This window comes from Sporosarcina sp. resist (assembly GCF_014302295.1).
Classification (GTDB): domain Bacteria; phylum Bacillota; class Bacilli; order Bacillales_A; family Planococcaceae; genus Sporosarcina; species Sporosarcina psychrophila.
On the sequence record NZ_CP060287.1, the window covers coordinates 3,244,799 to 3,270,429 of the forward strand.

The 25,631-nt window shown below is 39.0% G+C and carries 23 protein-coding genes and 1 pseudogene; 9 read left to right on the forward strand and 15 right to left on the reverse strand.

All coding sequences use genetic code 11. The features are described 5' to 3' along the window. Positions 1-178: 178 nt before the first annotated feature. Complete coding sequence (locus H7992_RS15955) at positions 179-1,426, reverse strand: Zn-dependent hydrolase (RefSeq protein ID WP_067210732.1); 1,248 nt, start codon at positions 1,424-1,426, stop codon at positions 179-181. A gap of 194 nt (positions 1,427-1,620) precedes the next feature. Here H7992_RS15955 and H7992_RS15960 point away from each other — a divergent pair, with 194 nt between their 5' ends. The 4 genes from H7992_RS15960 to H7992_RS15975 all read left to right on the forward strand — a co-directional run bounded on the left by H7992_RS15960 (position 1,621) and on the right by H7992_RS15975 (position 7,671). Continuing rightward, a complete protein-coding gene (locus tag H7992_RS15960) occupies positions 1,621-2,790 on the forward strand; it encodes a PucR family transcriptional regulator (protein ID WP_187045235.1) in 1,170 nt (389 codons plus the stop codon). 22 nt (positions 2,791-2,812) lie between these two features. Beyond that, a complete protein-coding gene (locus tag H7992_RS15965) occupies positions 2,813-4,363 on the forward strand; it encodes a PucR family transcriptional regulator (protein ID WP_187045236.1) in 1,551 nt (516 codons plus the stop codon). 403 nt (positions 4,364-4,766) lie between these two features. Then, positions 4,767-6,128, forward strand: coding sequence for an aspartate aminotransferase family protein (locus tag H7992_RS15970; protein ID WP_187045237.1), 1,362 nt, complete (start codon positions 4,767-4,769; stop codon positions 6,126-6,128). Between the two features lie 22 nt (positions 6,129-6,150). After that, positions 6,151-7,671 (forward strand): CoA-acylating methylmalonate-semialdehyde dehydrogenase, encoded by a 1,521-nt coding sequence (locus H7992_RS15975; protein ID WP_187045238.1) that lies wholly within the window; start codon positions 6,151-6,153, stop codon positions 7,669-7,671. 443 nt (positions 7,672-8,114) lie between these two features. Here H7992_RS15975 and H7992_RS15980 read toward each other — a convergent pair whose 3' ends face one another. The 3 genes from H7992_RS15980 to H7992_RS15990 form a co-directional block, all read right to left on the reverse strand. Next, on the reverse strand, positions 8,115-9,413 hold the full coding sequence (locus H7992_RS15980; RefSeq protein WP_187045239.1) for an MFS transporter: 1,299 nt from the start codon (positions 9,411-9,413) through the stop codon (positions 8,115-8,117). A 396-nt stretch (positions 9,414-9,809) separates the two neighbouring features. Beyond that, positions 9,810-10,223 carry a universal stress protein gene (locus tag H7992_RS15985; protein WP_187045240.1) on the reverse strand — a complete coding sequence of 138 codons (414 nt, stop codon included), beginning with the start codon at positions 10,221-10,223 and terminating at the stop codon, positions 9,810-9,812. 13 nt (positions 10,224-10,236) lie between these two features. After that, entirely contained in the window at positions 10,237-11,646 is a 1,410-nt protein-coding gene (locus H7992_RS15990) for a SulP family inorganic anion transporter (RefSeq protein ID WP_187045241.1), read from the reverse strand. A gap of 119 nt (positions 11,647-11,765) precedes the next feature. Here H7992_RS15990 and H7992_RS15995 point away from each other — a divergent pair, with 119 nt between their 5' ends. Further along, positions 11,766-12,329 (forward strand): recombinase family protein, encoded by a 564-nt coding sequence (locus tag H7992_RS15995; RefSeq protein ID WP_187045242.1) that lies wholly within the window; start codon positions 11,766-11,768, stop codon positions 12,327-12,329. A gap of 383 nt (positions 12,330-12,712) precedes the next feature. Here the strand turns inward: H7992_RS15995 and H7992_RS24810 are convergent, their stop codons facing one another. After that, on the reverse strand, positions 12,713-13,063 hold the full coding sequence (locus H7992_RS24810) for a hypothetical protein (RefSeq protein WP_255428456.1): 351 nt from the start codon (positions 13,061-13,063) through the stop codon (positions 12,713-12,715). Between the two features lie 154 nt (positions 13,064-13,217). Here H7992_RS24810 and H7992_RS24815 point away from each other — a divergent pair, with 154 nt between their 5' ends. Beyond that, the gene (locus H7992_RS24815) at positions 13,218-13,466 is read left to right on the forward strand and encodes a tyrosine-type recombinase/integrase (RefSeq protein WP_340742402.1); all 249 of its coding nucleotides are present in this window, start codon (positions 13,218-13,220) and stop codon (positions 13,464-13,466) included. A gap of 245 nt (positions 13,467-13,711) precedes the next feature. On the opposite strand, the gene H7992_RS16005 is transcribed toward H7992_RS24815, so the two are convergent. Further along, on the reverse strand, positions 13,712-14,050 hold the full coding sequence (locus H7992_RS16005; protein WP_187045243.1) for a hypothetical protein: 339 nt from the start codon (positions 14,048-14,050) through the stop codon (positions 13,712-13,714). Between the two features lie 301 nt (positions 14,051-14,351). After that, complete coding sequence (locus tag H7992_RS16010; RefSeq protein ID WP_187045244.1) at positions 14,352-14,903, reverse strand: hypothetical protein; 552 nt, start codon at positions 14,901-14,903, stop codon at positions 14,352-14,354. Between the two features lie 642 nt (positions 14,904-15,545). Here H7992_RS16010 and H7992_RS16015 point away from each other — a divergent pair. Beyond that, a complete protein-coding gene (locus H7992_RS16015) occupies positions 15,546-15,863 on the forward strand; it encodes a pPIWI-associating nuclease domain-containing protein (RefSeq protein ID WP_187045245.1) in 318 nt (105 codons plus the stop codon). A gap of 155 nt (positions 15,864-16,018) precedes the next feature. After that, a complete protein-coding gene (locus H7992_RS16020; RefSeq protein ID WP_187045246.1) occupies positions 16,019-17,809 on the forward strand; it encodes a DUF4365 domain-containing protein in 1,791 nt (596 codons plus the stop codon). Positions 17,810-18,031: 222 nt separating this feature from the next. Here the strand turns inward: H7992_RS16020 and H7992_RS16025 are convergent, their stop codons facing one another. From H7992_RS16025 to H7992_RS16045, 5 genes and pseudogenes are all read right to left on the reverse strand, one after another. After that, entirely contained in the window at positions 18,032-18,316 is a 285-nt protein-coding gene (locus tag H7992_RS16025) for a hypothetical protein (RefSeq protein WP_187045247.1), read from the reverse strand. Next, positions 18,313-18,756: an ATP-dependent DNA ligase gene (locus tag H7992_RS16030; protein WP_187045248.1), complete on the reverse strand. Its 444-nt coding sequence runs from the start codon at positions 18,754-18,756 to the stop codon at positions 18,313-18,315. The genes H7992_RS16025 and H7992_RS16030 overlap by 4 nt, the downstream gene beginning before the upstream one ends. After that, positions 18,753-19,528, reverse strand: a pseudogene (locus H7992_RS25125) (Ku protein). Before H7992_RS25125 ends, H7992_RS16030 begins: the two are co-directional and overlap by 4 nt. Positions 19,529-19,568: 40 nt before the next feature. Beyond that, positions 19,569-20,990, reverse strand: coding sequence for a vWA domain-containing protein (locus H7992_RS16040; RefSeq protein WP_187045249.1), 1,422 nt, complete (start codon positions 20,988-20,990; stop codon positions 19,569-19,571). A 15-nt stretch (positions 20,991-21,005) separates the two neighbouring features. Continuing rightward, on the reverse strand, positions 21,006-22,181 hold the full coding sequence (locus tag H7992_RS16045) for an AAA family ATPase (protein WP_187045250.1): 1,176 nt from the start codon (positions 22,179-22,181) through the stop codon (positions 21,006-21,008). A gap of 485 nt (positions 22,182-22,666) precedes the next feature. Between H7992_RS16045 and H7992_RS16050 the strand changes: the two genes are divergently transcribed. Beyond that, on the forward strand, positions 22,667-23,263 hold the full coding sequence (locus H7992_RS16050; protein WP_187045251.1) for a hypothetical protein: 597 nt from the start codon (positions 22,667-22,669) through the stop codon (positions 23,261-23,263). A gap of 260 nt (positions 23,264-23,523) precedes the next feature. Here H7992_RS16050 and H7992_RS16055 read toward each other — a convergent pair whose 3' ends face one another. From H7992_RS16055 to H7992_RS16065, 3 genes are all read right to left on the reverse strand, one after another. Continuing rightward, complete coding sequence (locus tag H7992_RS16055) at positions 23,524-24,162, reverse strand: O-methyltransferase (protein ID WP_187045252.1); 639 nt, start codon at positions 24,160-24,162, stop codon at positions 23,524-23,526. Further along, the gene (locus tag H7992_RS16060) at positions 24,149-24,484 is read right to left on the reverse strand and encodes a hypothetical protein (protein WP_187045253.1); all 336 of its coding nucleotides are present in this window, start codon (positions 24,482-24,484) and stop codon (positions 24,149-24,151) included. Before H7992_RS16060 ends, H7992_RS16055 begins: the two co-directional genes overlap by 14 nt. A gap of 707 nt (positions 24,485-25,191) precedes the next feature. Then, positions 25,192-25,623, reverse strand: a complete 432-nt coding sequence (locus H7992_RS16065; protein ID WP_255428459.1) for a MarR family winged helix-turn-helix transcriptional regulator — start codon at positions 25,621-25,623, stop codon at positions 25,192-25,194. Positions 25,624-25,631 lie beyond the last annotated feature (8 nt).

Sequence of the window (25,631 nt, forward strand, 5' to 3'; positions counted from 1 at the left end):
CATTAATACGCTAGCTCTCCACCGTGGAGGGGAGGTTAATTTCCGTCCAGCTGGGGTCGTCCAACCTTCACTCCAATCAACCCGCATTCTAATGATATGCAGTTTAATCCAACGTCATCTCTAACTTTTAGTGATGAACCAATGTGCTAGCGAATTATAGTATTTCAACCTGCACTCATCATGAGTTAAGTGTGTATTTTTCGCCCATGCTGAACTTCTTTTGTAGTGTCAACACGGTTTCCAGTAACACGTCTGCCCCCTTTGCACAGTCTTCAAATGTTGTTTCTTCCTCCTCGCAATGACTTTTCCCCTTGATACTTGGAACAAAAATCATTGCCGATGGGATGAAGCTCGCGATATACTGTGCATCGTGCCCCGCCCCGCTGAACATACGTTGGAAGGAATAACCAAAGTCATGACATGATTTTTCCACTTCATTGCATATAGCTGCATCAAATAATACGGTCTCCCGCCCCCATAGCTTGACCGGGCTAATGTGGCAACCGCTTTCCTCTGAAGCTAGACCTTTCAATAGCTTTTCTACTTTGAGCATCACCGCTGGATTTTGATGACGCGAATCCATAGTAAACACTACTTCGTTCGGAATGACTGTATGAATATTAGGTGCCACGTGCATACGCCCAAATGTGAACACAAGCGCTTCGTCGATTTTACTTAGCTGCTCATGCAAAGATGAAATTATACGAGACGCCACAATCATCGGGTCTTTACGCATCGACATTGGCGTTGTGCCAGCGTGATTTGATTCACCTGTCACGGTAATTTCATAGCACACCATGCCTAAAACGCCTTCTACCACCCCAATGTCACGTTGCTTTGCTGCTAATACCGGTCCTTGTTCAATATGCAGCTCAATATATGCAAGGGCTTCTGTTAAGCGATTTCCTTGCTCCCCCGCGTAGCCACTCGCCTGTAATGCTTCTTGAAAAGTAATACCATTTTTATCGATAGATTCTAGCATTTTTTCTTTACTGAATTTTGAAGCAATGACACCGGAACTCATCATCGCCGGATCGAAGCGCGCACCTTCTTCATTCGTAAAATTCACAAGCATTAATGGGATCTCGAGCTCAATGTCGTTTTCCTTTAACGTTCGTATCGCCTCTATTGCGGTTAAAATACCTAAGACACCATCAAACCTGCCACCTTTTTCAACCGAATCTAAATGTGATCCCATTACGATGGGTGGGCACTCTTTTTTTCCTGGTAGAATCGCATAGATATTTGCCATATCGTCTACTTGAATGTCCATGCCTAACTCTATGCATATTTCACAAAAATAGTCTCTCGCTAATACATCCTCTTTTGAAAGGGACAAACGGGTTACGCCTCCATTGGCAGTTGCACCAAATTGACTAAATTGTTCAATTAACCCCTGTAATCTACTACTATTACATTTATACATATGCAAGTCCTCTCTTTCACAGTAATAAAATAGTGGTTGTTTACGAAAATTCTAAATTAATAGTTATAAATAAGTGGTTGTTTATGACAATCATAAAATAGAAACTATTTGGAAGATATGGATATAAAACTAAGAAAGTATGTGCAAGTGCACAATATTTATGGTACGTTATTTGTATAATAAGGGGGGCTGTTATGGGAACGATTGGCAAAATCCTAGAGGGGGCTCTATTCCCGATGCTGACATTAGTAGCTGGAGAAAGCGGTTTGTATCGAAAAGTTTCAGGTATTAACGTAGTAGAAAGCATTGATTTAATCACGTTTTGCCGACCAAATGAATTAGTTGTAACAACAGGCATTAACTTTCCACACCAAAATACATCCTTAGAACAACTCGTTAAACTGGCGTACACTAAAAAAATAGCTGGTATTATCGTGAATACGGGACCTTATATTCCTGACATTTCCGAATCGGTCATCTCGTTTGCCAATGAGCATGAATTGCCCGTTTTCCAAATGCCTTGGGACCGCCGTGTAGCCGACCTTTTAAAAATGACATTTCAATTTATCGCCACCCACGAGCAAGAACAATCCACCGAAGACCAAGTCCTTTACAACTTACTGTTTCATTACAAACAGCACGTCGATTCCACAAGGCAAAATTTAACCCAACTTGGATTTCCACAAGGCGCAGAATTGGCCATCATCACTTGTACAACAACAGATGCACGCAGTAGCATTGGCCGTTACGAGGTCCTCATTCAGTTCGCATTCCAAAATAGATATAAACGATTTTTAAGACTCAAGCACAAAAACCACCTCATCTTTCTCATCAATCGAACACAGATCACTACATCCAATAGTCCTTTCTCAAAAACAGTTGAAGACATCTACGACAAGATCACCCAGAAAAGCGGCAGCTTAAATGTCATCATCGGCAAAGGGAATTTTTATGAAGACTACGAAAACATCCATAAAAGCTACGAGGAATCACTCACTGTCATTCAATTAGCACAGTTGCACAACAACCGCTTCTTATACAAATATAAAGAAATTGGAGCCTATAAAATTATTATGGGTGTGCAAAACCGGACATTAATTGAATCTTTTAGCCAGGATATACTTGGACAACTTTATCGATATGATGATTTACACAACACCGATTACGTGTCATTTTTACGTATTTTCCTTGAAGAAAACGGCAGTACGAGTAAAATTAGTGAACGTCTATTCATTCATCGCAACACTGTCCTATATAAAATCAAAAAAGTTGAACTGCTATTAGATATAGACGCCACCAACCCTTTTACAAAAACCAATTTGTATATGGCCTTTTTAATAGAAGATGTGTTGACGCATCAATAATTATGCGTGATAGGAGGACACTATGAATGAATTTCCACTCACTATAGCAGATGTACTGACGAAAAAGTTATTCAGTAGCGCGAAGCTTCTTGCTGGTGCAGAGGGGCAACTCAATATCATCAAATGGGTGCATATCGTCGAAACTATGGATGCTGCCAAATTATTAAAGGGCAATGAATTAATTTTGACTACGGGTATTCATTTGAAAAACAATGATGATGACTTCCATCACTTTATTCACCAATTAATAGCATCCAAATCAGCTGGGCTGTGCATTGAGCTCGGTAGCGTCATTCAAGAAATTCCTGATTGCATACAGCAACTGGCGACGGACTACCAATTCCCTCTCATCATCTTTCATCAGGAGGTAGCCTTTGTCGAAATCACACAAGAAATACACAGTATCCTCATCAATCAGCAATATGGCATGGTGAAAAACCTAGAGAACTACGCACAGCAAATTAATAAATATACACTGACCGCCAACAATTACGAGCAAATTTTAATGCACCTCTATAAACATCTTGGCTTGCAGGTCATCTTTACATTTAATGGGCAAAAGCCTGTGTTTATTCCCAATATTCAGCAGGACAAGTATGATAAGATGCAACAACAGTCAAGCCCTGATTATGTGGAAAAACATGTTATTCGCTGTGAGGTGAATATTTTCAACCAATATTATGGGGAGGTTTGTTTGTTTTCCCCACAGCGCGTCGTCAATGAATACGATGCACTGATTTTAGATCGCACGGTTATTGCACTTTCACACTATTTATTGCGGGTTTTGTATAGCGAGGAAAAAAAGGCTGTGGAGGATCGTGAAGTTCTAGAGCAATGGCTGAATGGGTTATCCAATATGGAGGAATTGACGCATTTCCTGCAAGACCATCATGCAGATATCACAACAAGTAATTGGCTGGTCATGATTCTTCAAATCCACAAAAGCAAAAGCAGTGATTTAACGTACTATAAGCTGTTTACGCGCAATGTCTTAGTGAAGTTAGAATTCTATCCGTTTATCATAGAAAAGCAACAACAGCTTATTTTTATTTTAGCGAATATACATGCGCAAGAAACATATAAGCAACGTATCGAACAAGCCATTACACAAATCCATGACAATCAGCAAAAATATAAATATGGTGACTTTAAAACTTCAGTCGCTGTAGGAAAATACGTGACTCATTTCCAAGCTCTCAATACTAGCTTTCTAACAGCCAAAGACACCTTACACATTCGATGGAAAGATCCACAGCTTTCGTATTTTTACGAGGATTTACACCTCCATCATTTAATTTTGCAATTACAAAAAAATCCATATATTATGGACATGATGACCGAATATATACAGCCCGTTATTGACTATGACCGCAAGCATAGCAGTAAATTAGTCGAAACGTTAAAAGTATATTTACACACCAATGGTCAAAAAAAAGACACTGCCGAACGCCTGTTTATCGTTAGACAAACACTGTACCATCGTTTGGAAAAAATTGAGCAGTTGCTAGGCTCAGATTTTATGCAAACAGAAAAGCGATTAGCACTAGAGTTAATACTGTTTAGCGACAACTAACCATTCTCTTCACTCACCTTATGTGAAAAGCAACAGCCTATTTATTTTACATTGTGTATAATGCTATTTTCACCGAAAAATCGGATAATAGATTTATAGCATGACACTAGCGTCGCATTAATTCTACCCACTCGCTCTAAATACTCAAAATATTCGTTATTTTTTGCAAACTAAAAGTTCTTTTATAATGGATAAAGCCAGCTGGTACCCTTCCAAATCCAAATGAAAACGAACTTGTCGCACAAGTATAATTGTAAATAAAAACCAAATAGATGGAATCACCTCTATTGAAGTGTTTCCCTTTTTGGCTCTGAACTGTGAAATTTAATAGAGTGAATTTTCTGCCTGTATTTATGCAACGCTAGTGATAGCATGATGATAAATGAAGGAGTGATGATGCTCGATGACGAATTTAACGAGTCAAAATTGGCAAGTAAAAGATGAACAATATGTATGGCATTCCATGAAGCCCTACAACCCAAACGCGACGACAATCATTCAGAAATCGAAGGGCGCTTGGATAACGGACATTGATGGGAAACGTTATTTAGATGCCATGTCTGGTTTATGGTGTGTGAACGTTGGCTACGGGCGAGAGGAACTCGCCAAAGTCGCTTACGAGCAATTACTGGAAAATGCCTATACTCCTCTATCCGTTGGGCACATCCCTGCCATTCAACTGAGCGAAAAAATCAGCGAATTATTAGGCGATGATTATGTTGTGTTTTTCTCTAATAGTGGTTCAGAGGCGAATGAAGCCGCTTTCAAAATCGCACGTCAATACCATCAGCAAAAAGGTCATACAAATCGCACCAAATTTATTTCCCGCTATCGTGCCTACCACGGCAATACGATGGGGGCATTAGCGGCAACAGGGCAAGCACAACGTAAATATAAGTACGAACCGTTAGCACCTGGTTTCCTCCATGTTGCACCACCAGATGCCTACCGTGCAAACGAAGATCATATTACAGAGCCAACTGCCCTACCGTCTGTTCAGGCAATCGATAATGTCATGACTTGGGAATCATCCGAGACGATTGCCGGCGTAATACTTGAGCCTATTATTACCGGTGGAGGCGTGATTATGCCCCATGAGGACTATTTGCGTGGGGTAAAAGCAGTTTGTGAAAAGCATGGGGCCCTGCTCATTGTCGATGAAGTAATTTGCGGCTTCGGACGTACAGGCAAAGCATTTGGCTTCCAAAACTATGGCATTCAGCCGGATATTGTCACAATGGCAAAAGGCTTAACAAGTGCTTATATGCCGTTATCTGCTACAGCTGTGCGTCGCGAAATTTATGAGGCTTTCAATGGGAGTGAGGAGTACGACTTTTTCCGCCACGTCAACACATTCGGAGGTTCTCCAGCAGCTTGTGCAGTTGCCCTCAAAAATATCGAAATCATGGAAAATGAAAATTTATTTGCTCGCTCAGAAGAAATGGGCGCAATTATCCATGCGGAACTACAAGAACGCTTAAAGAATCATCCAAATGTCGGCAACATCCGCGGTAAAGGCTTACTGATTGGCATTGAGCTTGTGAGTGACAAAAACAGCAAAGCGCCACTTGATGTAACTGCTGTCAACAAAGTCATCGCTTTATGTAAAGAACAAGGGTTAATCATTGGGAAAAATGGTGTCACGGTTGCAGGCTTTAACAATACTTTAACACTCGCTCCACCACTGATTATTTCATTAGCAGAAAAAGATGTGATTGTTGAAAAACTTACGCACGCTTTAAATGAACTACTGCCAAAAGCGTAAAACACAAGGGGGAAATGAATGTATGGTAACAAATACAGAGGTAAAAGAACTAGGGCATTTTATTAATGGTGAAATCGTTGCAGGCACAAGTGGTCACTTCTCAGATGTTTTCAATCCGAGTTTAGGGGCAGTGATTGCACGCGTCCCTATTGCAACGAAAGAGGAAGTGCAAAGCGCAATTGCAACAGCTAAAGCAGCCTTTCCGGCATGGCGCGCCCTATCGATTGGCAAACGCGTTGAAATTGTCATGAAGTTTCGTCAATTGATGACCGCACGTATCGATACGCTCATCGACATCATTTGTATCGAAAGCGGGAAAACAATCGAGGATGCCAAGGGTGAAATCACACGTGGTTTAGAATCCGTCGACTTAGCCATCAATGCGCCTCACCTATTAAAAGGTGAGTACTCCGTCAATGTTGGTGGGAATATTAATGCTTATTCCGTAAAAGCACCACTTGGCGTTGTTGCAGCGATTTCCCCATTCAACTTTCCAGTGATGGTGCCACTTGCCATTACAACTATGGCGGTCGCAGTCGGCAATTCCGTCATTTTAAAGCCGTCCGAGCGCGTGCCCTGCTCCGCATTATTTTTATCGGAACTGTGGAAAGAAGCGGGTTTACCTGATGGTGTTTGGACAGTCATCAATGGCGACAAGGATGCGGTCAACGAGCTATTAGAAAACCCTGCTGTTGAAGCCATTTCGTTTGTCGGCTCCACAGCTGTCGCTGATTATATTTACACAACCGGTTCAAAATACGGCAAGCGCGTTACGGCATTAGGTGGCGGTAAAAACAATATGATTGTCATGCCAGATGCAGATTTAGAACAGGTCGCAAACGCATTTTTAGGCGCGGCCTATGGTGCCGCTTCCCAACGCTGTATGGCCATTTCCACAATCATTCCCGTCGGCGAAGAAACAGCGAATAAACTCGTCAAAGTATTGGCTGATAAAATCGCAAAATTAAAAGTAGGGCCATACACAGATTCAGACGTTGATTTTGGGCCTGTTATTACAAAGCAATCAATGGACGCGATCATTGGCTTTATCGACCGTAGCCTAGAAGAAGGTGCTACACTCGTATGCGATGGTCGCAATCCAGACATCGCTAAAAATTCCAATGGCTTCTATCTAGGTCCTACCTTATTAGATAACGTCAAACCTGGCATGGAGATTTATGAGCAAGAGGTATTTGGACCTGCTCGTAATGTCGTTCGGGTAGATACATTAGAGCAAGCAATCGACTTAATCAATGCACATGAGCTCGGTAACGGTGTCACAATTTTCACAAATAACGGAGCAGCCTCTCGCAAATTTATAACGGAGATTGACGTCGGCATGGTTGGGGTAAACGTGCCAATTCCAATTCCTGTTGGTTATCATAACTTTGGCGGTTGGAAACGCTCGAGATTCGGTGAGGGGCATATGTTTGGGCCTGACCAAGCCCGCTTCTTCACCAAGACTAAAACCATTTCAGAAAAGTGGTTTGAAGAGAACAGTGAATCCGCGTCAACATTTGCTTTTCCAAGTAACAACGACTGATGGTTCACGTAAAATAAACTACTATATATGTTGAACAAATGAATACCTATAGGAACTGAGTGAAGGCGCGTTACTAGGGGTAGCCAACCGAACAACGAAGAGTTCGGTTGGTATAATTTCTGCATTCTCCGCAGAAATTATACCGTTAATGCCAAGAGGCTATTCCATATAGTTTAAAGGATACCTCATCTGGCTAAGGGCTGGAGGCATCCCCGAGCGCCGTAACGGATTTGATGGGAGTCTTTATTTCAACTTATATAGTTACTCTTGGTAAATCAACAGAAGTGTTGATTTACACAAAAATAATACCGGAATCCCGCCGAGTTTTGGTCGATGGATTTCCGGTGTTTTCTATTCAATAGAATGAAGTGTAATTCTCTCATTTTTCTTTTCATATCACATGTGCTAACTGCTGCAGGATCATTATTTTCTTGCTTCTGTCATTAAGTTTTGTGATGTTCTTTTTTCTCTTTAAACCGTTTCCAAACAATAAGTGGTATCAAAAGTAACGAAAGGTACATGCCGAGAAAGCCTAAAACAGCATAGCTTGAGTAGGCAACAATGATTCCTGACAATATACTGCCTGCTGTTCCAGCTAAAGCAACCCACACATCAACAGAACCTTGTGTTTTTGCACGTGTTGTCATATCAGTTGAATCAATGATGATTGCTGTTCCGCTGATTAAGCCAAAATTCCATCCAAGGCCTAGCACTATTAGTGCAATCGTCAACCAGACGAGGGAATCACCTGGAGAAAAGGCTGCTAGTAATCCCGCAATTGATAACGTGACACCCGAAGCAATGACCATTACTGTACGACCGAATTTATCGACTAATAGACCTGTACCAAGCGATGGCAAATACATCGCCGCAATATGTAGACTGATCACCAATCCAACGACCGTCAGTCCAGATCCATGGTTTTGCATATGGATTGGGGTCATTGTCATGATCGCAACCATGACGAGATGAGACAAGACGAGAACCATCGCACCGACAAAAATACCGATTCGGTTTACTTTACTCTGTCGTGTTTTATTTACTGTTGTAGTATTTGAATCAACTTGTTTTTCCTGCTTTACCGCAATTGCTCTTGCAACTAGAAATGGATCAGGACGCAAATAGAAGAACAACGTTAGTCCAGCTACGAGGTACGCCGCCGCTGCTAATATGAATGGCCCCGCTAAAGCTGGTATACCTAGCGTCATTGCGAAGTTCCCCATCGGCGTCACTAAATTAGGTCCCGCCACCGCACCTATCGTAGTTGAAACCATTGCGATGCTAATGGCAGTCGCACGCTGCTTGTCACTAGCCAAATCTGTTCCGGCGTAACGCGCCTGTAGATTCGTCGAAGTCCCTGCACCATAAACAAATAGCGAAATAAATAATAACAACACATTGTCCATAGTCGTTGCGAAGATGACACCTATCGCACCGATTCCACCTGTGATGAACCCAAGTGACAATCCGTACCGACGACCAAAACGCTGCGAAATCCTGCCCACTAAGAACGCTGCAAGCGCAGATCCAAGTGTAAACAATGCAGCCGGCAACCCTGCAAAGCTTGCAGTTCCTAACATATCCCTAGCAATTAATGCCCCCACAGTAATCCCAGCTGCAAGTCCCGCCCCACCAAAAATCTGGGACATCACGACAACAAATAGCGACCGCTTATATAGCTTTTGTTGTGCTTCAATTGAATCTACATAGTGCGCTAGCCCTAACGAGTCTTTTTTTCTCATATGGAAATCCCCCTTTACCAACTCAAAGAAACCGATAGGACCAAATTTAAGGGTAGTCGTCTAACATACTATCCGTGACTTTATTTTAACACCCCCGTACACTACAAGGGATTTTTATAATAAATTACCTATTTACGTGATTCAATATCCCATTTGATGGTTTATTGTGCTATTAAAAAATCCCGCTTTGGTACGCATTATGAAATGGCGTAGCGGGTGAAGTTGTTATTTGTTTCTGCGCAGACACTTTATTATTGAGTACGGTACAGGAAGTTTTATTTTACCCATTAAAAAAGTATCTGTGTTACACAAATTTCAGTGTTCATTGTTGGACAGGCACTCTTTACACAATTTCTCACCAGTCACGCATCAGATAGCATTGGGAATGAAGGCCCTTTATTTAACAATCGTAATCGGACAATTTACATGCTTCATTACTTTGTGACTGACGCTGCCGATTATCATTTCTTGAAAAGTATTTAAGCCGCGACTTCCGATGACAAGGTGGTCAATTCCTTCTGAATTCACATACTTTATTATTTCTTGACTTGGATTCCCTTTCAACATGGTAGTCTTCGTCTTCACTCCGACATCTTTTGCTAGTTCTAAAATAGGATGCATTTTTTGCTCTCGTTTTAATGTTAAGCTCTCTGGACTTTGCGATAACAGCCGCTCATCTTTTGCCTTATTATAGTCCGAGACATAAATAACTTCTAACTGCGCATCAGGTAAGTAACGGACGATCGTAATAGCATGTTTTGCTGCACGTAAAGCATTTTCTGACCCATCAATTGCTACAGCAATCTTCATGTGAATTCCTCCCTTATGTTAATCGTTTGTACAATTGTTCACTTGAAGAATTTAACCCTTGAATCTGTACCTTCACACCTTTTTGCTCAAGCTTCTGTTTCACTTTATATATTGCACCGACTGCAGATTCATCCCACAGCTGACTGTTTTCAAAATTAATGACGATTTCATTTTCTGTAACATTGTCGAATGACTGAATAAATTTCGTAGTTGATGCAAAAAACAAAGGTCCTTTCACCTTATATCCATCCAAATCATGCGTTACTGTCACACGAGAAATTTTTGCAACAAAGAATAGCGCACTTAATATAACACCACTAACAACACCAATCGCTAAATTATGTGTATATAAAATAATCGCAATTGTAATGAGCATAACAAGTGATTCCGATTTAGGTGCTTGTTTCAAAAACTTAAACGAACCCCAATTAAATGTTGTAATACTAACCATAATCATCACCCCGACAAGAACGGGCATCGGAATTTTGATAACTATATCACCTAAAACGATAATTAAAAACAGTAGAAATACACCCGCGGTTAATGTTGATAAGCGTCCTCGTCCACCTGATTTAATATTGATGATTGATTGACCAATTAAAGCACAACCTGCCATCCCACCGAAAAAACCAGTGATAAAGTTGGCGATCCCTTGTCCACGTGCTTCTTTATTTTTATTACTCGACGTATCAGTCATATCATCCAATACTTGGGAAGTAAGTAATGATTCCAATAAACCAACAATCGATAAAGCCAAAGCATAAGGGAATATGATTTTTAACGTTTCAAAGTTAAGTGGAATATCTGGAAGGAAAAAAACCGGCAATGAATTTGGCATCGTCCCTAGATCACCAATCGTCTGTAACTTCACACCACTTATGAGCGCAATACAAGTCATAACGACAATCGCAACAAGAGGTGCAGGAATAGCCGTGAAAAATCGTGGAATCGCGTACACTAAAATTAATGTAACAATCGCAAATAGATAGGTCATACTATTTGAACCCAGTAAATAAGGCAATTGTGTAATGAAAATCATAATCCCTAGTGCATTCACAAATCCAAGCATGACGGAGTTTGGGATGAAGCGCATTAAATTCGCAACACCAAGTCCCCCGAGTATTAATTGAATAATTCCTGTTAAAATTGTGGCTGCAAGTACATATTGTAGACCATGATTTGCCATTAAGCTGACGAGCACTAAAGCCATTGCACCTGTCGCAGCTGAAATTAAACCAGGTCGGCCACCTACAAACGAAATAATGACCGCAATTGTAAATGAAGCATATAACGCGACACGGGGATCTACACCCACAATGAACGCAAAAGCCAATGCTTCAGGAATGAGTGCAAGTCCTACAACCATACCTGCTAAAAGATCGGCACGCATATTCCCAAACCACTGTTGTTTTAAAGTATACATACGGTTCCCCTTTCATGATGTCTAAAATTATAAAAAAGCTTATGCCAATGTTAGAATGTTAATATCATATCATTTTTAGTCCCATAAGGTAATACTTTTGGGAAGTTAGGAGCGAAAAAATGAAATACGGATATATCCGTCCGATTGTCTTGGATCAACATTGCGCCAACCAATTAAATGAACTTTTCATTGATACATTATGTAAAGAGACACATGGACTTGCCAGGAAAAGAACAGAGCTTGAACACTTATTAATGGCACTTAAAAAAGATGATGAACTATTCGTCCAAAATATTGTAGTATTAGCTGATTCCCTGCAGCAGCTTTTAGATATTTTACGACTAGCAGAACGAGATCAAATCGCCATTCACTTCCTCGATGAACAATTATCCAATCAAACAATACAAAAAGCTTCACTACTTCAAAGTGCTACTTTTTTCGCTGATTTACAATCTAAATTTCTAAGCCATTCTTCTACATTTACGCTACAAGCTGCTAAACAACAGGGTAAATCGATTGGTCGTCCACGAAAACCAGATGACAATTTACAACTGGCTTTTTCAATGTATGACAGTAAGAATTATACGTTATATGACATAAAAGAAGCGACTGGAATTAGTAAGTCTACTTTATATCGCTATTTGGATGATCGTTCTACATCGTTATCCGATGAGACAGAATAAAAGATATAAAACTAGATATGTTGCAATAAAGAATCCTACCAACAACGCTTGGCGCTAGGGGGTGCCTCCCAATTGGTCTTCTTTCTGGCTTATCGCGGGAGGCATCCACAAAGCGTCAAAGCGGTATTGGCAGGAATTCTAATTAGTTCTAAGTATTAGAACTTTTTCAACGACTTCCAAAAAGAGTGGAGCTCCTCGCCTCGCAATCTAGCCAAACCACTCAGGATGAATCCGGCCGGCATCTCCTACTTCTTTGGATCCGCTGACAAAGATGTATGTTTTTGACCGGGCGTACGTGGATTATAAGCCCTCGATCTCTTCACAGACGATGGCATCTTTTTCGTTTGTAGATTGAAGAAAAACGTCCGCTTTTAAAAACTATTTCACCATTTTATTGTTAGGTTATCACCAGCATGAAATATACTTGTGCCTTTGATATCAATAGTATTACCAGTTGTTTTTGATTTAGAAATAGCACTACTGAATTCATTTCCTTTTAATAGGAAACCTAACTCTTTTATTACTTTATGCGTCTCATTAATCTTATTCAGATCCCATACCATCACACTCTTAGATCCTGCATAGTATCGGTATATCAATTTATTTTTTGTTTCACCTCCTATTTTAATACTTACTGATTCGGTACCTACATTATACTCATATCCATTCCCAAACACAGCCTTAAACTCATCTCTCACACTATCCAGTGTCTTATTCACTATAGGAGCAGTCACAGGCGTTTTAACTACTGGAGGCGTAATAACAGGTGTAGTAACTACAAAACCCTTACCTTTTACCCTAGCATCTACCTTACTTATACCACTTTCTAATCACCTTTTCACTACGAATACAGGACGCGCTTATACCCCTTCGTATTTGTCACAATACGTGAAGAAAGAGATTACTAGCCTAGACCAATTGAACTTATCTGATCAAACGATGAAAGTCACACCTCACGTTTTTCGACATGTATTTGCGATCATATCAAAGATTAACCGAGGGGATATATACGACATTATGCGTTCTCTTGGTCACGAGAAGTTCGAAACAACAATGATCTATTTAGAGAAAATCTTCGAGAAAGAACGTCATGCGATTCATGCATGGAAGCCAGACATATTTGGGGATTATATCTAATTGACATAAAAAAACTCACGTAACAGGACTAAAACCGTAGTTTTAGAGCTGCTGCGCGAGGGTACTCCTCTTAAGTCGTCGTCACAAATCAAGACATATAAAAAGGGTTACAAGGGCTTCACATCGTGAGAAGCCCTTGTAACCCTTCAATTTCTACCACAAAGGTTCATCTTTATTACTTAACTTTAAGAATGGAAGAATACACAACACTCGGAAAAGGAAACTTTGGATAAACTCAGTTAATGCTATTTATCTGCACGTCTTCTCGCAAATGTAGATGGGGAAAATGAAACTTTATATTTGTCTTCAAGTTCTCCCCTTAATTTCTCTGTTAAATACATACCCTGTTTATTATGTTCTTCTTCTAGTTCAATCCCATTTGGAAATACTCCATCTTTATCCCAATCAATCCATTTGCCATATTTCCATACCCATTCCATTAATTCTGATTTCAACGCAAGTGAAATTGGAATATCTTCTATATCCAAGTTACATCCACATTGATTACACCATATAGGGTCGGCTCCTATATCTCCTTCGACTTTTAAGTCATGTACTTCTTTTTGTTTACATAAACATTTCATATTTTTTAGACTCCTTTCTAATATATTGGCCCAGTTAGTCCCCATGCTATTTTGAGAATTGCCGATTCTCCCTTATCACGCAAATAATTGTATGTATACTTAAGTGAAGGTTATTTCGTCAATCAAAACTACGATCCTTTGTCCGATATTCTGTTTAAAGGCGCGAAAACTTAGGATACAGCTTTGCAATCACTGTACCCGAAGTCTCCTAATCCAGCAACTAATATGAACAATTAACTAGTTGCTTTACTCTTATATTAGAGCAATCGTTTTATATGTGAACTCTTCTGTTATCTGAGAGCTATTTCACATCCCCAAACCATTCCCAGTTTTTACGTACCCAACTTGCTTTTGGTGCGGGCTGTAAATAAACTGTACTAACTTCATCTGTAGTTTTCTTAAGTAAGACAGCAGTTTGATTACCTCTATACCAAGTAATACGTTCCCCACTAAATTTATCTACATATTTCAAGCCTGAACTCAGACTTTTATCCATCATTTGCGCAGAAATCTTCCTAGTTACTGCTTGTTCAGCAGCATGTGCTGATACTCTAACTACATTACCGGCTGCGGTTCTTGCAACAAATGAAACCCCAAATCTAATAGTAACACCCACTAATAATGGAACAATAGGGAATATAAACTGCGGCTGTACTTCTGATTCCAAATTAATTCTAGGACCATTAAAACTTTCTGTGGGTAATTGATTTATATCATTTAATTCAACATTCAAGATTTTTTCTTGTGTGCTTTCTAAACTTTCAGCTGCAAAACCCGTTGTACCTCCAATTGTTGTAAATAGAAGGATACATGCTGTAACAATTGGTATTATTTTATATATTAGTTTTTTCAACTTAACCACTCCAATTTATTTTTTAGTGTTCAAAAATATTGCAATACGATTTTTCCACCTCGAGGTAATGCAATACTAACATGTAATTATACAGTAATCTACTAAAATAGTATTTTTTGTAGTTTTATGGTTTTTTTTGCTAATAATACTTATTCAATGACGACAATTTTCAAAGGTGACTTCCGTCATTTTATTATACGTAACTCAGCAGGATTTCCCACTAACTATGGAGGGGCTACATTAAGCGGAAGTGGGCAACTAACGGTTAGAAATAAAGCTCAACCACAGGTACGTCTATTCACTACGAATACAGGAAGCGCTAATTCCCCATCGTATTGAATGAATCACATGACGTTCTTTCACAAAGGTTTTCTCTAAATAGATCGTGACAATACGTGAAAAAAGAGATTGCGAAGCTGGAGCAGCCGAACCTATCAGAACAAACGGCGTACACAATGGCGCAGAATACATAATAACCCGCGGTAAAAGATTCTGTTACATGTATTTGTTAAACTGTTTTACTATTGACTATTAGGAACTAATTGGATGGACATAGTAATAATAAAATCTTAAACTATTTATTCCGATTACCCAATGCCTTAGTAAAAGAGTATACGAAGGAAAGGGAATCACTAAAAATCCTTGAGATGTGCGAAACAGGATTACGCTGTATTAAAGATTCGGAATGTGTCGAAGAATATAGAACATTCTACTATCATTTCGACGTTTATAAAGCGCTGCATAGTGACAGTAATTTTATTACTTGCTAATATTGCTGGCATAGTAGACGTTGAACATCAGTATGGTTCTAACCGTGATTTTAGAAATGGGGATGGGATAAGGATGAGTATGTCCCATCCATTCAATATCGAATTGCAAATTGATGTAATTACTCCTTTAGAAATAGATATTGAAATTGATGATATTAAAGTAGATAATTCAAGCTTCTATGATGAGTGAATTTAAAGGGGCAAACTCCATTATTGGAAGTTTTTGAGTACGCTTAAAACGTATACCCAGTGCATAGCCCCACCCCTATCCTCAAGTCCATTAGGTTCCTTCATGGATGAATGCCTTCGATAATATACATATTAATCATTAGAAAATGAGAATCAATGATTAAACTAGATAACAGTAGAATTGAACGTTTAGCTGTTCAGGCGATTGTAAATGAAGCTAATAGACCTGGTAATCATTTACTCCCAAATATCCCTATTGGGGACAAAGGAATTTCATTTGACGGAGATATTCAAGTATTTGAAAACGAGAATGAAACAATACAATCGCTATTAGGAAGAGTCCCTATACAAGTAAAAGGCACCCAAGTTAATAAGTTTACAGAAGGATTAATTTCATTTACTTTTTCAATGGAACACTATAAAAATTATTACCAAAATAATGGTGTTTTACTATTTGTCGTTGAAGTCCAGCAAGATGGAAGTACAAAAACCTTTTATAAGAACTTGTTGCCTCTCGAATTAAAAAAATTAATTACCCATTTCGGAGAAAATAAAAAGCAAAAAAGTCGAGTTGTTTACCTAAGAGAATTAGAGGAAACAAACATTCAAACTATCTGTGAAAACTTCCTTTCGGAAAGTCCTAAGCAATCAATTGGTCTAGGCGACTACTGTCCTATTGAAATAAATGAATTCGATTCATTTAGCTTTAAAAGTTTAACCTTTAATCCGAATAATATTTCAGATAATATATTCGAACATGACTTTTATATATATGGTACAAAAAAGGACTTCGACTACCCTATTGGATTTGGAGTAATTGGAAAAATGACTAGGGAAGGAAAAGAAGATTTCGAGGTTGATGGGGTACCTTTCAATTTCCACTTAAAAGTTGAAGAGCGGGAAAACTTTATAAAAGTAACGTTAGAAAATTCATTGGAAGTCATTTTTGATATTAATGACTCGGAACAACAAATTAAGTTTAATCTCTTTAATTTTCACTCCATTGCATCGCAACTAAAAGTACTTCCCTTCTTAGAGCTCATATTAGCTGGGAAAACCGTCAGTTTTAGAGGTGTTTTCATCGAAATGAATGACCTTGATACAAAAGAAATGATCGAAAACTCGAAACATAACTTTAAATTATTAAATGAGGTCAAGCCTGTTTTTGAAGAATTGAGTATTCCTAACGAAACAATTATAATTGGAAATATTAAGGACATCTATTTAAAGATCCAACTGATTGCAGATATATTTGTGAATCATGATTATTCGAGAATAAATAAAGAGAGTCTTGAAAAAGGGGGTCTACTAAACCTATATGTAGGTGATTTAAGAATACTCGTCTACTATAATCCAAATGAGAAAAAACTATTAATCAATGCATTCTCTGAAACTTATAGTAAGTTTGAAACAGTTTTGCACTTTTGGGAAACAGATGAAAGATTTGCAATTAGCCCATTTATATTTTTAACTTCGAATGAGCTAGAAACATGTGCTAATATCAACTTAAGAATAATTCAGGATTCCTTCATGGACCCTGTTAGGGTATTGAACAATGTGACCTTTCTATGGATAAATAAATTTTGTTTAAGTTGCATAACTTCTTATGATAATACACAAAATACACAGTTCCTTGAATTAGCAGAATATGTTTATATGCAATTGAAGGTAACTGAATTAGATGCGGATTATGAAATGCAAATTGAGATCAATGTACTCCAGGTTTATTATCGTTTGAATGGAAGTCTGAATAAAGAACAAATTGAAGTACTCATTAAAATGAAATACAGTGCAGAATTCCGCGAAAATATTGCAGCGATGTTTAGCTGTAACGTATTGTTAAATAGTAAAACCGAAGCGGAGCACTTCTTTAACCGCTTAACTATAGAAGAAAGAACAGATTACTTGGTGCTTCCAATATATCAATTATATCTAAATATGAATTAGAGTAAGTACGGTAATATTAGTAATTGATTTATAAAATGGTATTATTTAATATATTAGTTTTTTCAATTCAACCACTCCACCTCCAGTCGATACCTTGAATATATTGTAAATACCATGAACTGTAAATCTAATAAAAGTGATTAGGGCAAGGACTTATTGTCCTTGCCCTAATCACTTTTATTCTTATTTCACCTTAATTATTTGGGGTAATCGTAGTTTACCTCAACTTGTCCACCCCCGCGATTTAACCATAACGGAAAAAGGGGGAGCCAATGATTTTAACATCTGCCTTATCTCTTTGGTGAATCCAATAACAACGCTCCCCAAATAATCTCCCTCTGAACTATGTAACTGAACAGTTAGCGGCCCAAGCGTTACCTTCGTAACAACCACATCATGATAACTCCAATTAATGATTTTTCGCCAATCATCCGAACGGGTGCCAGGAATGTAAGGTGTCCCCAATCGCTTGGCAACCATGCCTTCCATTCTGTTTTCTTTCATCACGCAAAAAGTGCTGCCCCTTCGGTGTAAACGTAGGGAATTAAATTAATGTAAGGCGAATCAATTCCAGCTATACATTCTGTTAATATTGCTTTTCTTTCTTCGAGTGGGTAACGAATGACTGATTTATTTTTATATGAAAGAACATCAAATCCCATCAATGAGATTGATTGATTTTTATTTCCACCGAAGCGAGACATAGATCCTGCGAAGTCGTCGGGGGCATTCGTGCTGGGTGCAATAAACTCACCGTCTAATAAAACCTCTTGACCAACAAATATAAGCTCAGGGAAGCGACTGGTGGTTATTGTTCCATGACGAGTATATGAATGGTCATTTCCAACTAACAGCCGGATACCATCAAACTTCGGTTCGTATAACCATCCCTCATCAGAACGTACTTCCTCTTGAGACTCCAATAGCATAGGCTTAACTAACTTCATGCCCGCTTCTTTTGTTCCTCGATTGTTGCAATGCTTTTCTCCATTGCCTCCATTAAATTAATAACATTCGATGGTTGTTCTGCATTCTTAGGTATTTTACTCTTAAGCAATTTTACTAAGCGTTCACGATATTCGTCGTGGTATTTAGTCGGATCAAATTCTGCTGTTAGTTGTTCGATTAAAGATAATGCAATTTCTTTTTCTTTTGCAGTTAATTTGACGTTAGTGATTTGTGGAAGGTCAATTGTAGACCTAACTTCATCTGGGAAATGTAACGTCTCTAGAACTAGATGGTTATCAAGTACCCGTACAGCTGCAAGACGTTCCTTAGAACGTATCGTTATCTTTGCAATGCCAATCTTTTTCGACTTGGCTAACGATTCCCTTAACAATGCGTACGCTTTTGAACCGTTGCTATCTGCAGCCAAGTAATAAGTTTATCAAAATATACCGGATCAATTTCTTTCAACTTCACGAACTCTACAATTTCAACTGATTTTTCTTCTATATCACTCTTCAAGCCCTCTAATTCAGCATCTGTAATAACTACAAATCGGTCAGTCGCATACTCGTAGCGCTTCACAAGTGACTTGGAATCCACATCCTCGTTACAAATAGGACATACCTTTTCCTGTTTAATCGGTTTCTTACATTTATCATGAATCTGCCTTAGCTTAATCCCTTTATCCTCTGTTGCCGAGTGTAACTTTACTGGAATTGTAACTAGTCCAAACGAGATAAATCCTTTCCAAACAGTGTTCACATCAATCACCTCACTCCTACGCCTGATTCATTTGTTCAACATATATAGTTTATATTTCAAAAGCAGTAAAACTGCCTGCGTCATCAAAATCATAAACTTGAATAACCCTGTCTGAAAATTGTTCTACTATATGTATGCTGCTTCCGAGCACTAGGGAAAGAACGTTGAAATCCTTTTCTTTTTTCTTTTTGTTGAATTCTAGTAGAAATGAATCGTTTAAAGTGTCCTCACCATCCGTAACGAAAACCAAATCGGCTTGTTTAAACCGACTTTCATTGATTACATTCATCGCTTCATCAAGCGGAAGTGCAAAATTCGTACCCCCACCTAGAAAGGTTCGAGCCAAACTAACCATATCAGACCCTTTAATTTTCCCTTTTTCATATTTATGAATTTCTGTCAGAGTAGAGAATAATATTAAGCAAAAATCCCTTCGCTGCCTTCTCGCAATGGACATTAGGGTTAATATAAAACCTTTGGATTGTGTATCCAGTTTGTACATACTGCCTGACTGATCTAGACAAAGTACGATTGGCCCCTTCTCCAATACCTCACGCCCTTTCTGTTCATATTGCATGGTTTGGCCTTCCACAAAGCGACGAAGAAAATCGTTCTTCGATATTGGATGCATGTATAAGCCAAATTCCATCGGGAGTAACCTCTCGATATCGTTGCCTAACGTAACTCCCCTTCTTCCCATAGACTCTTTATGTATGGATTTCTGCTTTTTACGGGCTATCTGTTTGAATCTACCCGCCCACTCCGCTATTTCTTTCATCGTTTTATCAGAAGCCATTTTTTCAGCTAATGCTAGTTGGTCGCGTAAAGGAACCTTTTTTAATTCCGCATCACCACTCCCTGCACTACAGCCGCCAAGCAAAGACTTTAGACCGTCTTTCACTTGTTTTGTTTCTTGCATGGCTTGAGCCAATGCTTGTGAAAAGCTATGACTGTTATTTTGAAGCAACTGTTGCAATTTCTTATCAAATTTAGTCATCATTTCATTAAAAATCTCTTCTAACACCCGACTTCCACTTCCTGGATCTTCTTGCCAATCCTGCTCTTGAAGTCGCCTTTGCATTGCGTGAATTTCCTGAATCTGTTTTTGAAAGTCTTCATCTTCCTCTTTTTGGTCAGCCAGCCATTGATTCGTCTTTTCTCCGAATTTCACCGTGCCGATAGCTGACAATAAATCATTCAATCGGGTGAAGCTTCGGTAGTGTACAAAGGATTCATCCGCCATGATTCTGTCCATGAGTGTTTTATTCACCTTAAGTACACTGTCTACGTCCTTTGCCAAAATTTCTGGTTTCATCTTATATAAGGAAGCCCAAATATCAGCCAGCAATGGTTCGAACATTGGCAACGCACCTTCACCTCTTACCTTTTGAAGACCCAGAGACATGTCGAAAATTTCTTTGAAACGTCTTTTATCGTATGCGTCCGTATTCAAGACTGAACGATTCTTCATAAAGAATACCCCCTTTCACATATTAAAAAAGGTGCTGGTGGAGCCCCTCTTGTCATTTTGGGATTCAAAATACCACGGTTCTAAAATACTATCCAGGATTTCATGTTCCATCGAGGTCACTTTATCAAGTAATGGGCCAATATCAGCCTTCCGACTTTGATTGTTACTTTGGAGATTCTTCAAATCAGCCACTAAAGCTTTCATTTTTTGAGTTGCTTCCATTCCTGCTTCTGGCGAATGATCCTGCAGTATGGCGTAGAATACTTCATTTGCTTCATTTTGTATGGAGTAGAGGATCTGAGTAACAACATCTTGTGAATGGTTGCGAATAATGGAAGACACGGTATCTTTTTGATCCACCGTTTCCCAGAGTACATTTTCCAGGATGACAATATCATCTATCTTCACAACTTGCCTTTGGTTTATCAACGCCTTCGCTTGAAGGACTGAAAGCGACTGTTGAAACCGCCTGTCAGAAGGCCGAATTCCCTCGTCACGCAAATTAGTACGAATTTCCGAAAGAATTTCATACACTTCATCCGGTATTGTAACCCTGTCCGTCAAAAACTGGAGTTGAATCAATTCATCCATCGTCAAGGAAGGCATGGCCTGATTTTGACCGGTCCCCTTCATCATAGAAACAAAATTCGTATCATCCGCAATATAGTCTAGCTCGAACCGAAGTAAAAACCTGTCGAAAAGAGCTTCAAGCCCTTCTCCTTCTTCAGGATATTCGTTCGAAGCACCAATAACTGACATTAAAGGGACCTTTACTGGCGTTCCGTTATTATAGAAGAGTCTTTCGTTGATAAGCGTCAGTAAACTATTCAAGATTGCCGAGTTTGCTTTGAATATTTCGTCAAGGAAAACTAGATTAGCTTCTGGCATTTTAGTTGCTGTATTCCTCTTGTACACACCTTGTTCAAGGTCTTTTAACGACAACGGGCCAAAAACTTCTTCGGGTGTACTGAACCTTGTCAGCAACCATTGGAAGTATTCTGTTCCTTGTACGATTTTTGCTACCTCAAACGCCAATGCGGATTTCGCAGTTCCGGCAGGTCCAATCATGAGCATATGCTGTCTAGAGAGCAGAGCGACAAGAATCCCCTCAACTTCGTTCTCCCGTTCGAAAAACTTTGAATTGAGTGCCTGTCTGATTTCCTCTAATTTTTTAAAATTAGTAATTGTCATTTTATATAACTCCTAACTTTGGAATGTAATTAAAAAAGGTATTCGGCTTCAAATGCATCTTGCTTTCCTTTACAAAGAACATGTCGAATTTGCCTCTTAAAGATTCTTGTTCTACATAACAGTTTGATGGATACTCAGTCATTTTAATCATCCAATTACTATATTTTCACCATAGATGTCTTTGCACCAACTATTCTTATAGGTAACGTCATACTACTGTTGAGTAACTCATTCAGTTGGCGCTGGAAATCCGATGAATCATCCCATTTAAATAGAAGGCATCTGTCGGGAAATAAACAGCGCCTACAGTTTACAACGAGGGGTCTTCAATATCTGACAGTGGTATAGACAATGATTATCATATGAAAGGCAGTGACTGGCGCCAGTCACTGCCTTTCATAATAGTTAGAAAAATGAAACTTTTATAACATACTTTCCGTATAAGAAGTAGATAAAAAATAAAAAAAGAGGAGGTGGTTGAGACTATGTACCATAATAAATCACGTTCGAATCGTATTTCTTTCTTCATAGAGAAGGTCTTTCGAGGGAAGACTGGCGTTGTCATATCTGCAGCTCTTACATTCCTATTACTTGTAGGCTGCACTCAAGACGAACCACAAGACAAAAACATAGAACTTATTCAAGGCTATCTGGAGTATGAATTGACTACTCCAAATAAAGAAGCAATACAAGCACACAATGAACTGTGGAAGTGGGTTGAGAAACAGAACCAGGGGAGCGTACCATTCAGTAAAGAGTATAGCGCATATTTAAAGGATAGCTACGGACCTTATTTTTCCGAAAGTGGTTACGATAAATTAGTGAGAACTTATGTATTAATGTTCCACTTAGCGGCGGACAAATACGATTATCAGACAACTGTTAGTAAAATCGTTATAGAGCAAAATAAAGACACCCCAACGAATTATTACTTTACTGTTTATATTGAATATGAAAAAAAAGGGGAAGATAAAGTGGATGCAGAAATAACAGGGATAGCGATTCTTCGCCCAGGTGGAATAGAGGAGATTAAGTACCTTGGTGATAAGAAAATGTTGAGAACGCTTCTATCAGACGATTAAGAAGGAAAAGTAGATAATGAAATTTCAAAAGAAATCACCCAACTAATGGATGCTTATAGTTGTAGTTGATAAGTTGTCGTAAAGTGTCTATCATAACTCACAAAAAAATATATAAAAAGAGCGCTTATAGGGCGCCCTTTTTTAATGCTTTTATCGATGATAGTCTTCTCTTTAACGTTCTGAGTAAAGTACGATTTCCATTGTTATTTGTTTATTCCCCCAAAAGAGACCCCGTTAGTTATGTCACTGAAATTCTTCTGTTATCTCTTCACTCGTGAAATCGTCATCCCATCCCCGATTGGAATAAGAAGCGATTCCAATTTGGGATGATTTGCTACCGTTTCATTGAATGTTTTCATTAATTCTGTATAACGTTTTGGTTTCGCCTCCGGATCCACTACACTACCGCCAGCCAGTACGTTATCCGTCACGATTAACGCACCCGCCTCCGCAAGTCGAATGCAATAGTCTAAGTAATTTTCATAGTTTTCTTTATCTGCATCGATAAAGAAAAAATCAAATCGCTGCCCCTCGTCAACTAATCCTTCAAGGCTTTTCAAAGCTGGCCCCGTCCTATAAGATACTTGATCACCAAAGCCAGCCTTCGCTAAATTGCTAGCTGCTAACGTTGCATATCTCTCCTCTAATTCAAGGGAAGTTAATTTCCCTTCACTACCAAACCCTTTGGCAAGACAAATTCCACTATAGCCGCCAAGCGCCCCGATTTCCAGCACATTATTCGCCCCTGAAATGGCTGTCAGCATCGTAAGTAGCTTGCCAGAAGAAGGTGAAACCGATATGGCAGGCATACCGTTTCCTTCAATCGATGCAATCACCTCCTCCATCAGAGTATCTTGCTTCGTAAACACTGAATCGATATATCCGTTAATTTTTTTCATCCAACTCAATCCCTTCCTCATTAGCATCTACCATTGGCTTGCGATCCGACATTTCATCTACATTGATTTCAAATAGTTGAATAAACTCATTAATGATCATATCAATCGCTTTTAATTCACCGACTAAAATCGGCTGGATTGATAGAAACTCGGGTTGATCTAACTGTTGCATAATAGTTGAACGCTTCAGATGCATACGCTCTAAAAACGCAATTGCTCTTCCTCGACGAAAGGTTTTCGCACCACGCTGATGCACGCCCTCTTCCCCTCCGTGGCGTCTGCCGCGATGACGACCTTCTCCCTTGATATGTTCTTCTCTCATTTGTATTCTCCTCCCTTTGTATACATTTGTATACTCAGTGTTATTATCTTAATTGTATACAAACGTATACACACTGTCAATATTAAGTTGTTTGTGTTTATTATAGAAAATAGAGGCTTAGGACTGTTCTTAATCATTTCCCTTTGTTGAATGGATCAAGGCTCGTTAACTCATCGATTGTTATCTTCAGTAAATCTTTCCACATGTCAAATCCATCCCGTTTGGGTAAGCATGCTGTAAACTCTTTGATTTCAGAATTGCCTTGGAGCAGACGCTATATAGAAAGTGACAATGACTTAAATTCAAAACGATATGTTATAAAGATAGAGTAAGTAGTTATTCACTCGTTCCCAAAATCTTTAGCACTTCGTGTACCTGTACCTTCGGAAAGCGACGGATCAAAGACCACCATACAATTAACGAAAATAGCTGTTTAGGGGTGCGACTTTATCGCACCCCTAAACAGCTATAAATCCCGATAATGATGCAGTAGTCGTTCAATCCAAAGCGATCCGCAAGCACGTGTACATGGGGTGTCTAGTATTCACCGCAAAAGTAAGCAGTAATTTAATGGTTAAATTTAGTTGATTACTATTTGTACAATTAACTCTTTTACTTTCCCTAAAATATAGACTTAATATCACATCCATACCGCGCCAATGAATAATAAAAGGGTGAATGCTACTAAGGGACTGTCCTTCTACGCTTTACGCACCAGAGGAATTTGACCGTTCTTTCATTTTTTGATGCAGCTCATTCAGCCGCATCATCAGCTCATCATATTCAGACAAGCTGATGTTACAGAGTTGGATTTCTTCTGCGACTCGTTTCGTGATTGGCCCCTGATCGCGGTGCGCTTTTTCTTCTAAATAAATATACACTTTTCGTTCATCTTCTTGTGAGCGTTCTTTTCGTACCCAGCCGTTTTCCTGCATACGTTTAATCATCGGCGTCAGCGTTCCGGTTCCGAGGTCGAGTCGTGTACCAAGTTCTTTCATCGATACTTCATCTTTTTCCCATAACGCTAAAAGCACCAAGTATTGCGGATACGTCAAACCAAACGGCTGCAATACACTTGTATACAGCTTATTAAACTCTCCAGCCGTTTCGTATACAGCGAAACAAAGCTGGCTGTTCAATGACAGAA

Excerpts from the sequence above, each read along its gene's own strand:
- H7992_RS15955 (WP_067210732.1), bottom strand. The coding sequence starts at position 1,426 with ATGTATAAATGTAATAGTAGTAGATTACAGGGGTTAATTGAACAATTT.
- H7992_RS15960 (WP_187045235.1), top strand. The coding sequence starts at position 1,621 with ATGGGAACGATTGGCAAAATCCTAGAGGGGGCTCTATTCCCGATGCTG.
- H7992_RS15965 (WP_187045236.1), top strand. The coding sequence starts at position 2,813 with ATGAATGAATTTCCACTCACTATAGCAGATGTACTGACGAAAAAGTTA.
- H7992_RS15970 (WP_187045237.1), top strand. The coding sequence starts at position 4,767 with ATGACGAATTTAACGAGTCAAAATTGGCAAGTAAAAGATGAACAATAT.
- H7992_RS15975 (WP_187045238.1), top strand. The coding sequence starts at position 6,151 with ATGGTAACAAATACAGAGGTAAAAGAACTAGGGCATTTTATTAATGGT.
- H7992_RS15980 (WP_187045239.1), bottom strand. The coding sequence starts at position 9,413 with ATGAGAAAAAAAGACTCGTTAGGGCTAGCGCACTATGTAGATTCAATT.
- H7992_RS15985 (WP_187045240.1), bottom strand. The coding sequence starts at position 10,223 with ATGAAGATTGCTGTAGCAATTGATGGGTCAGAAAATGCTTTACGTGCA.
- H7992_RS15990 (WP_187045241.1), bottom strand. The coding sequence starts at position 11,646 with ATGTATACTTTAAAACAACAGTGGTTTGGGAATATGCGTGCCGATCTT.
- H7992_RS15995 (WP_187045242.1), top strand. The coding sequence starts at position 11,766 with ATGAAATACGGATATATCCGTCCGATTGTCTTGGATCAACATTGCGCC.
- H7992_RS16005 (WP_187045243.1), bottom strand. The coding sequence starts at position 14,050 with ATGAAATGTTTATGTAAACAAAAAGAAGTACATGACTTAAAAGTCGAA.
- H7992_RS16020 (WP_187045246.1), top strand. The coding sequence starts at position 16,019 with ATGATTAAACTAGATAACAGTAGAATTGAACGTTTAGCTGTTCAGGCG.
- H7992_RS16030 (WP_187045248.1), bottom strand. The coding sequence starts at position 18,756 with ATGAAGTTAGTTAAGCCTATGCTATTGGAGTCTCAAGAGGAAGTACGT.
- H7992_RS16040 (WP_187045249.1), bottom strand. The coding sequence starts at position 20,990 with ATGAAGAATCGTTCAGTCTTGAATACGGACGCATACGATAAAAGACGT.
- H7992_RS16045 (WP_187045250.1), bottom strand. The coding sequence starts at position 22,181 with ATGACAATTACTAATTTTAAAAAATTAGAGGAAATCAGACAGGCACTC.
- H7992_RS16050 (WP_187045251.1), top strand. The coding sequence starts at position 22,667 with ATGTACCATAATAAATCACGTTCGAATCGTATTTCTTTCTTCATAGAG.
- H7992_RS16055 (WP_187045252.1), bottom strand. The coding sequence starts at position 24,162 with ATGAAAAAAATTAACGGATATATCGATTCAGTGTTTACGAAGCAAGAT.
- H7992_RS16060 (WP_187045253.1), bottom strand. The coding sequence starts at position 24,484 with ATGAGAGAAGAACATATCAAGGGAGAAGGTCGTCATCGCGGCAGACGC.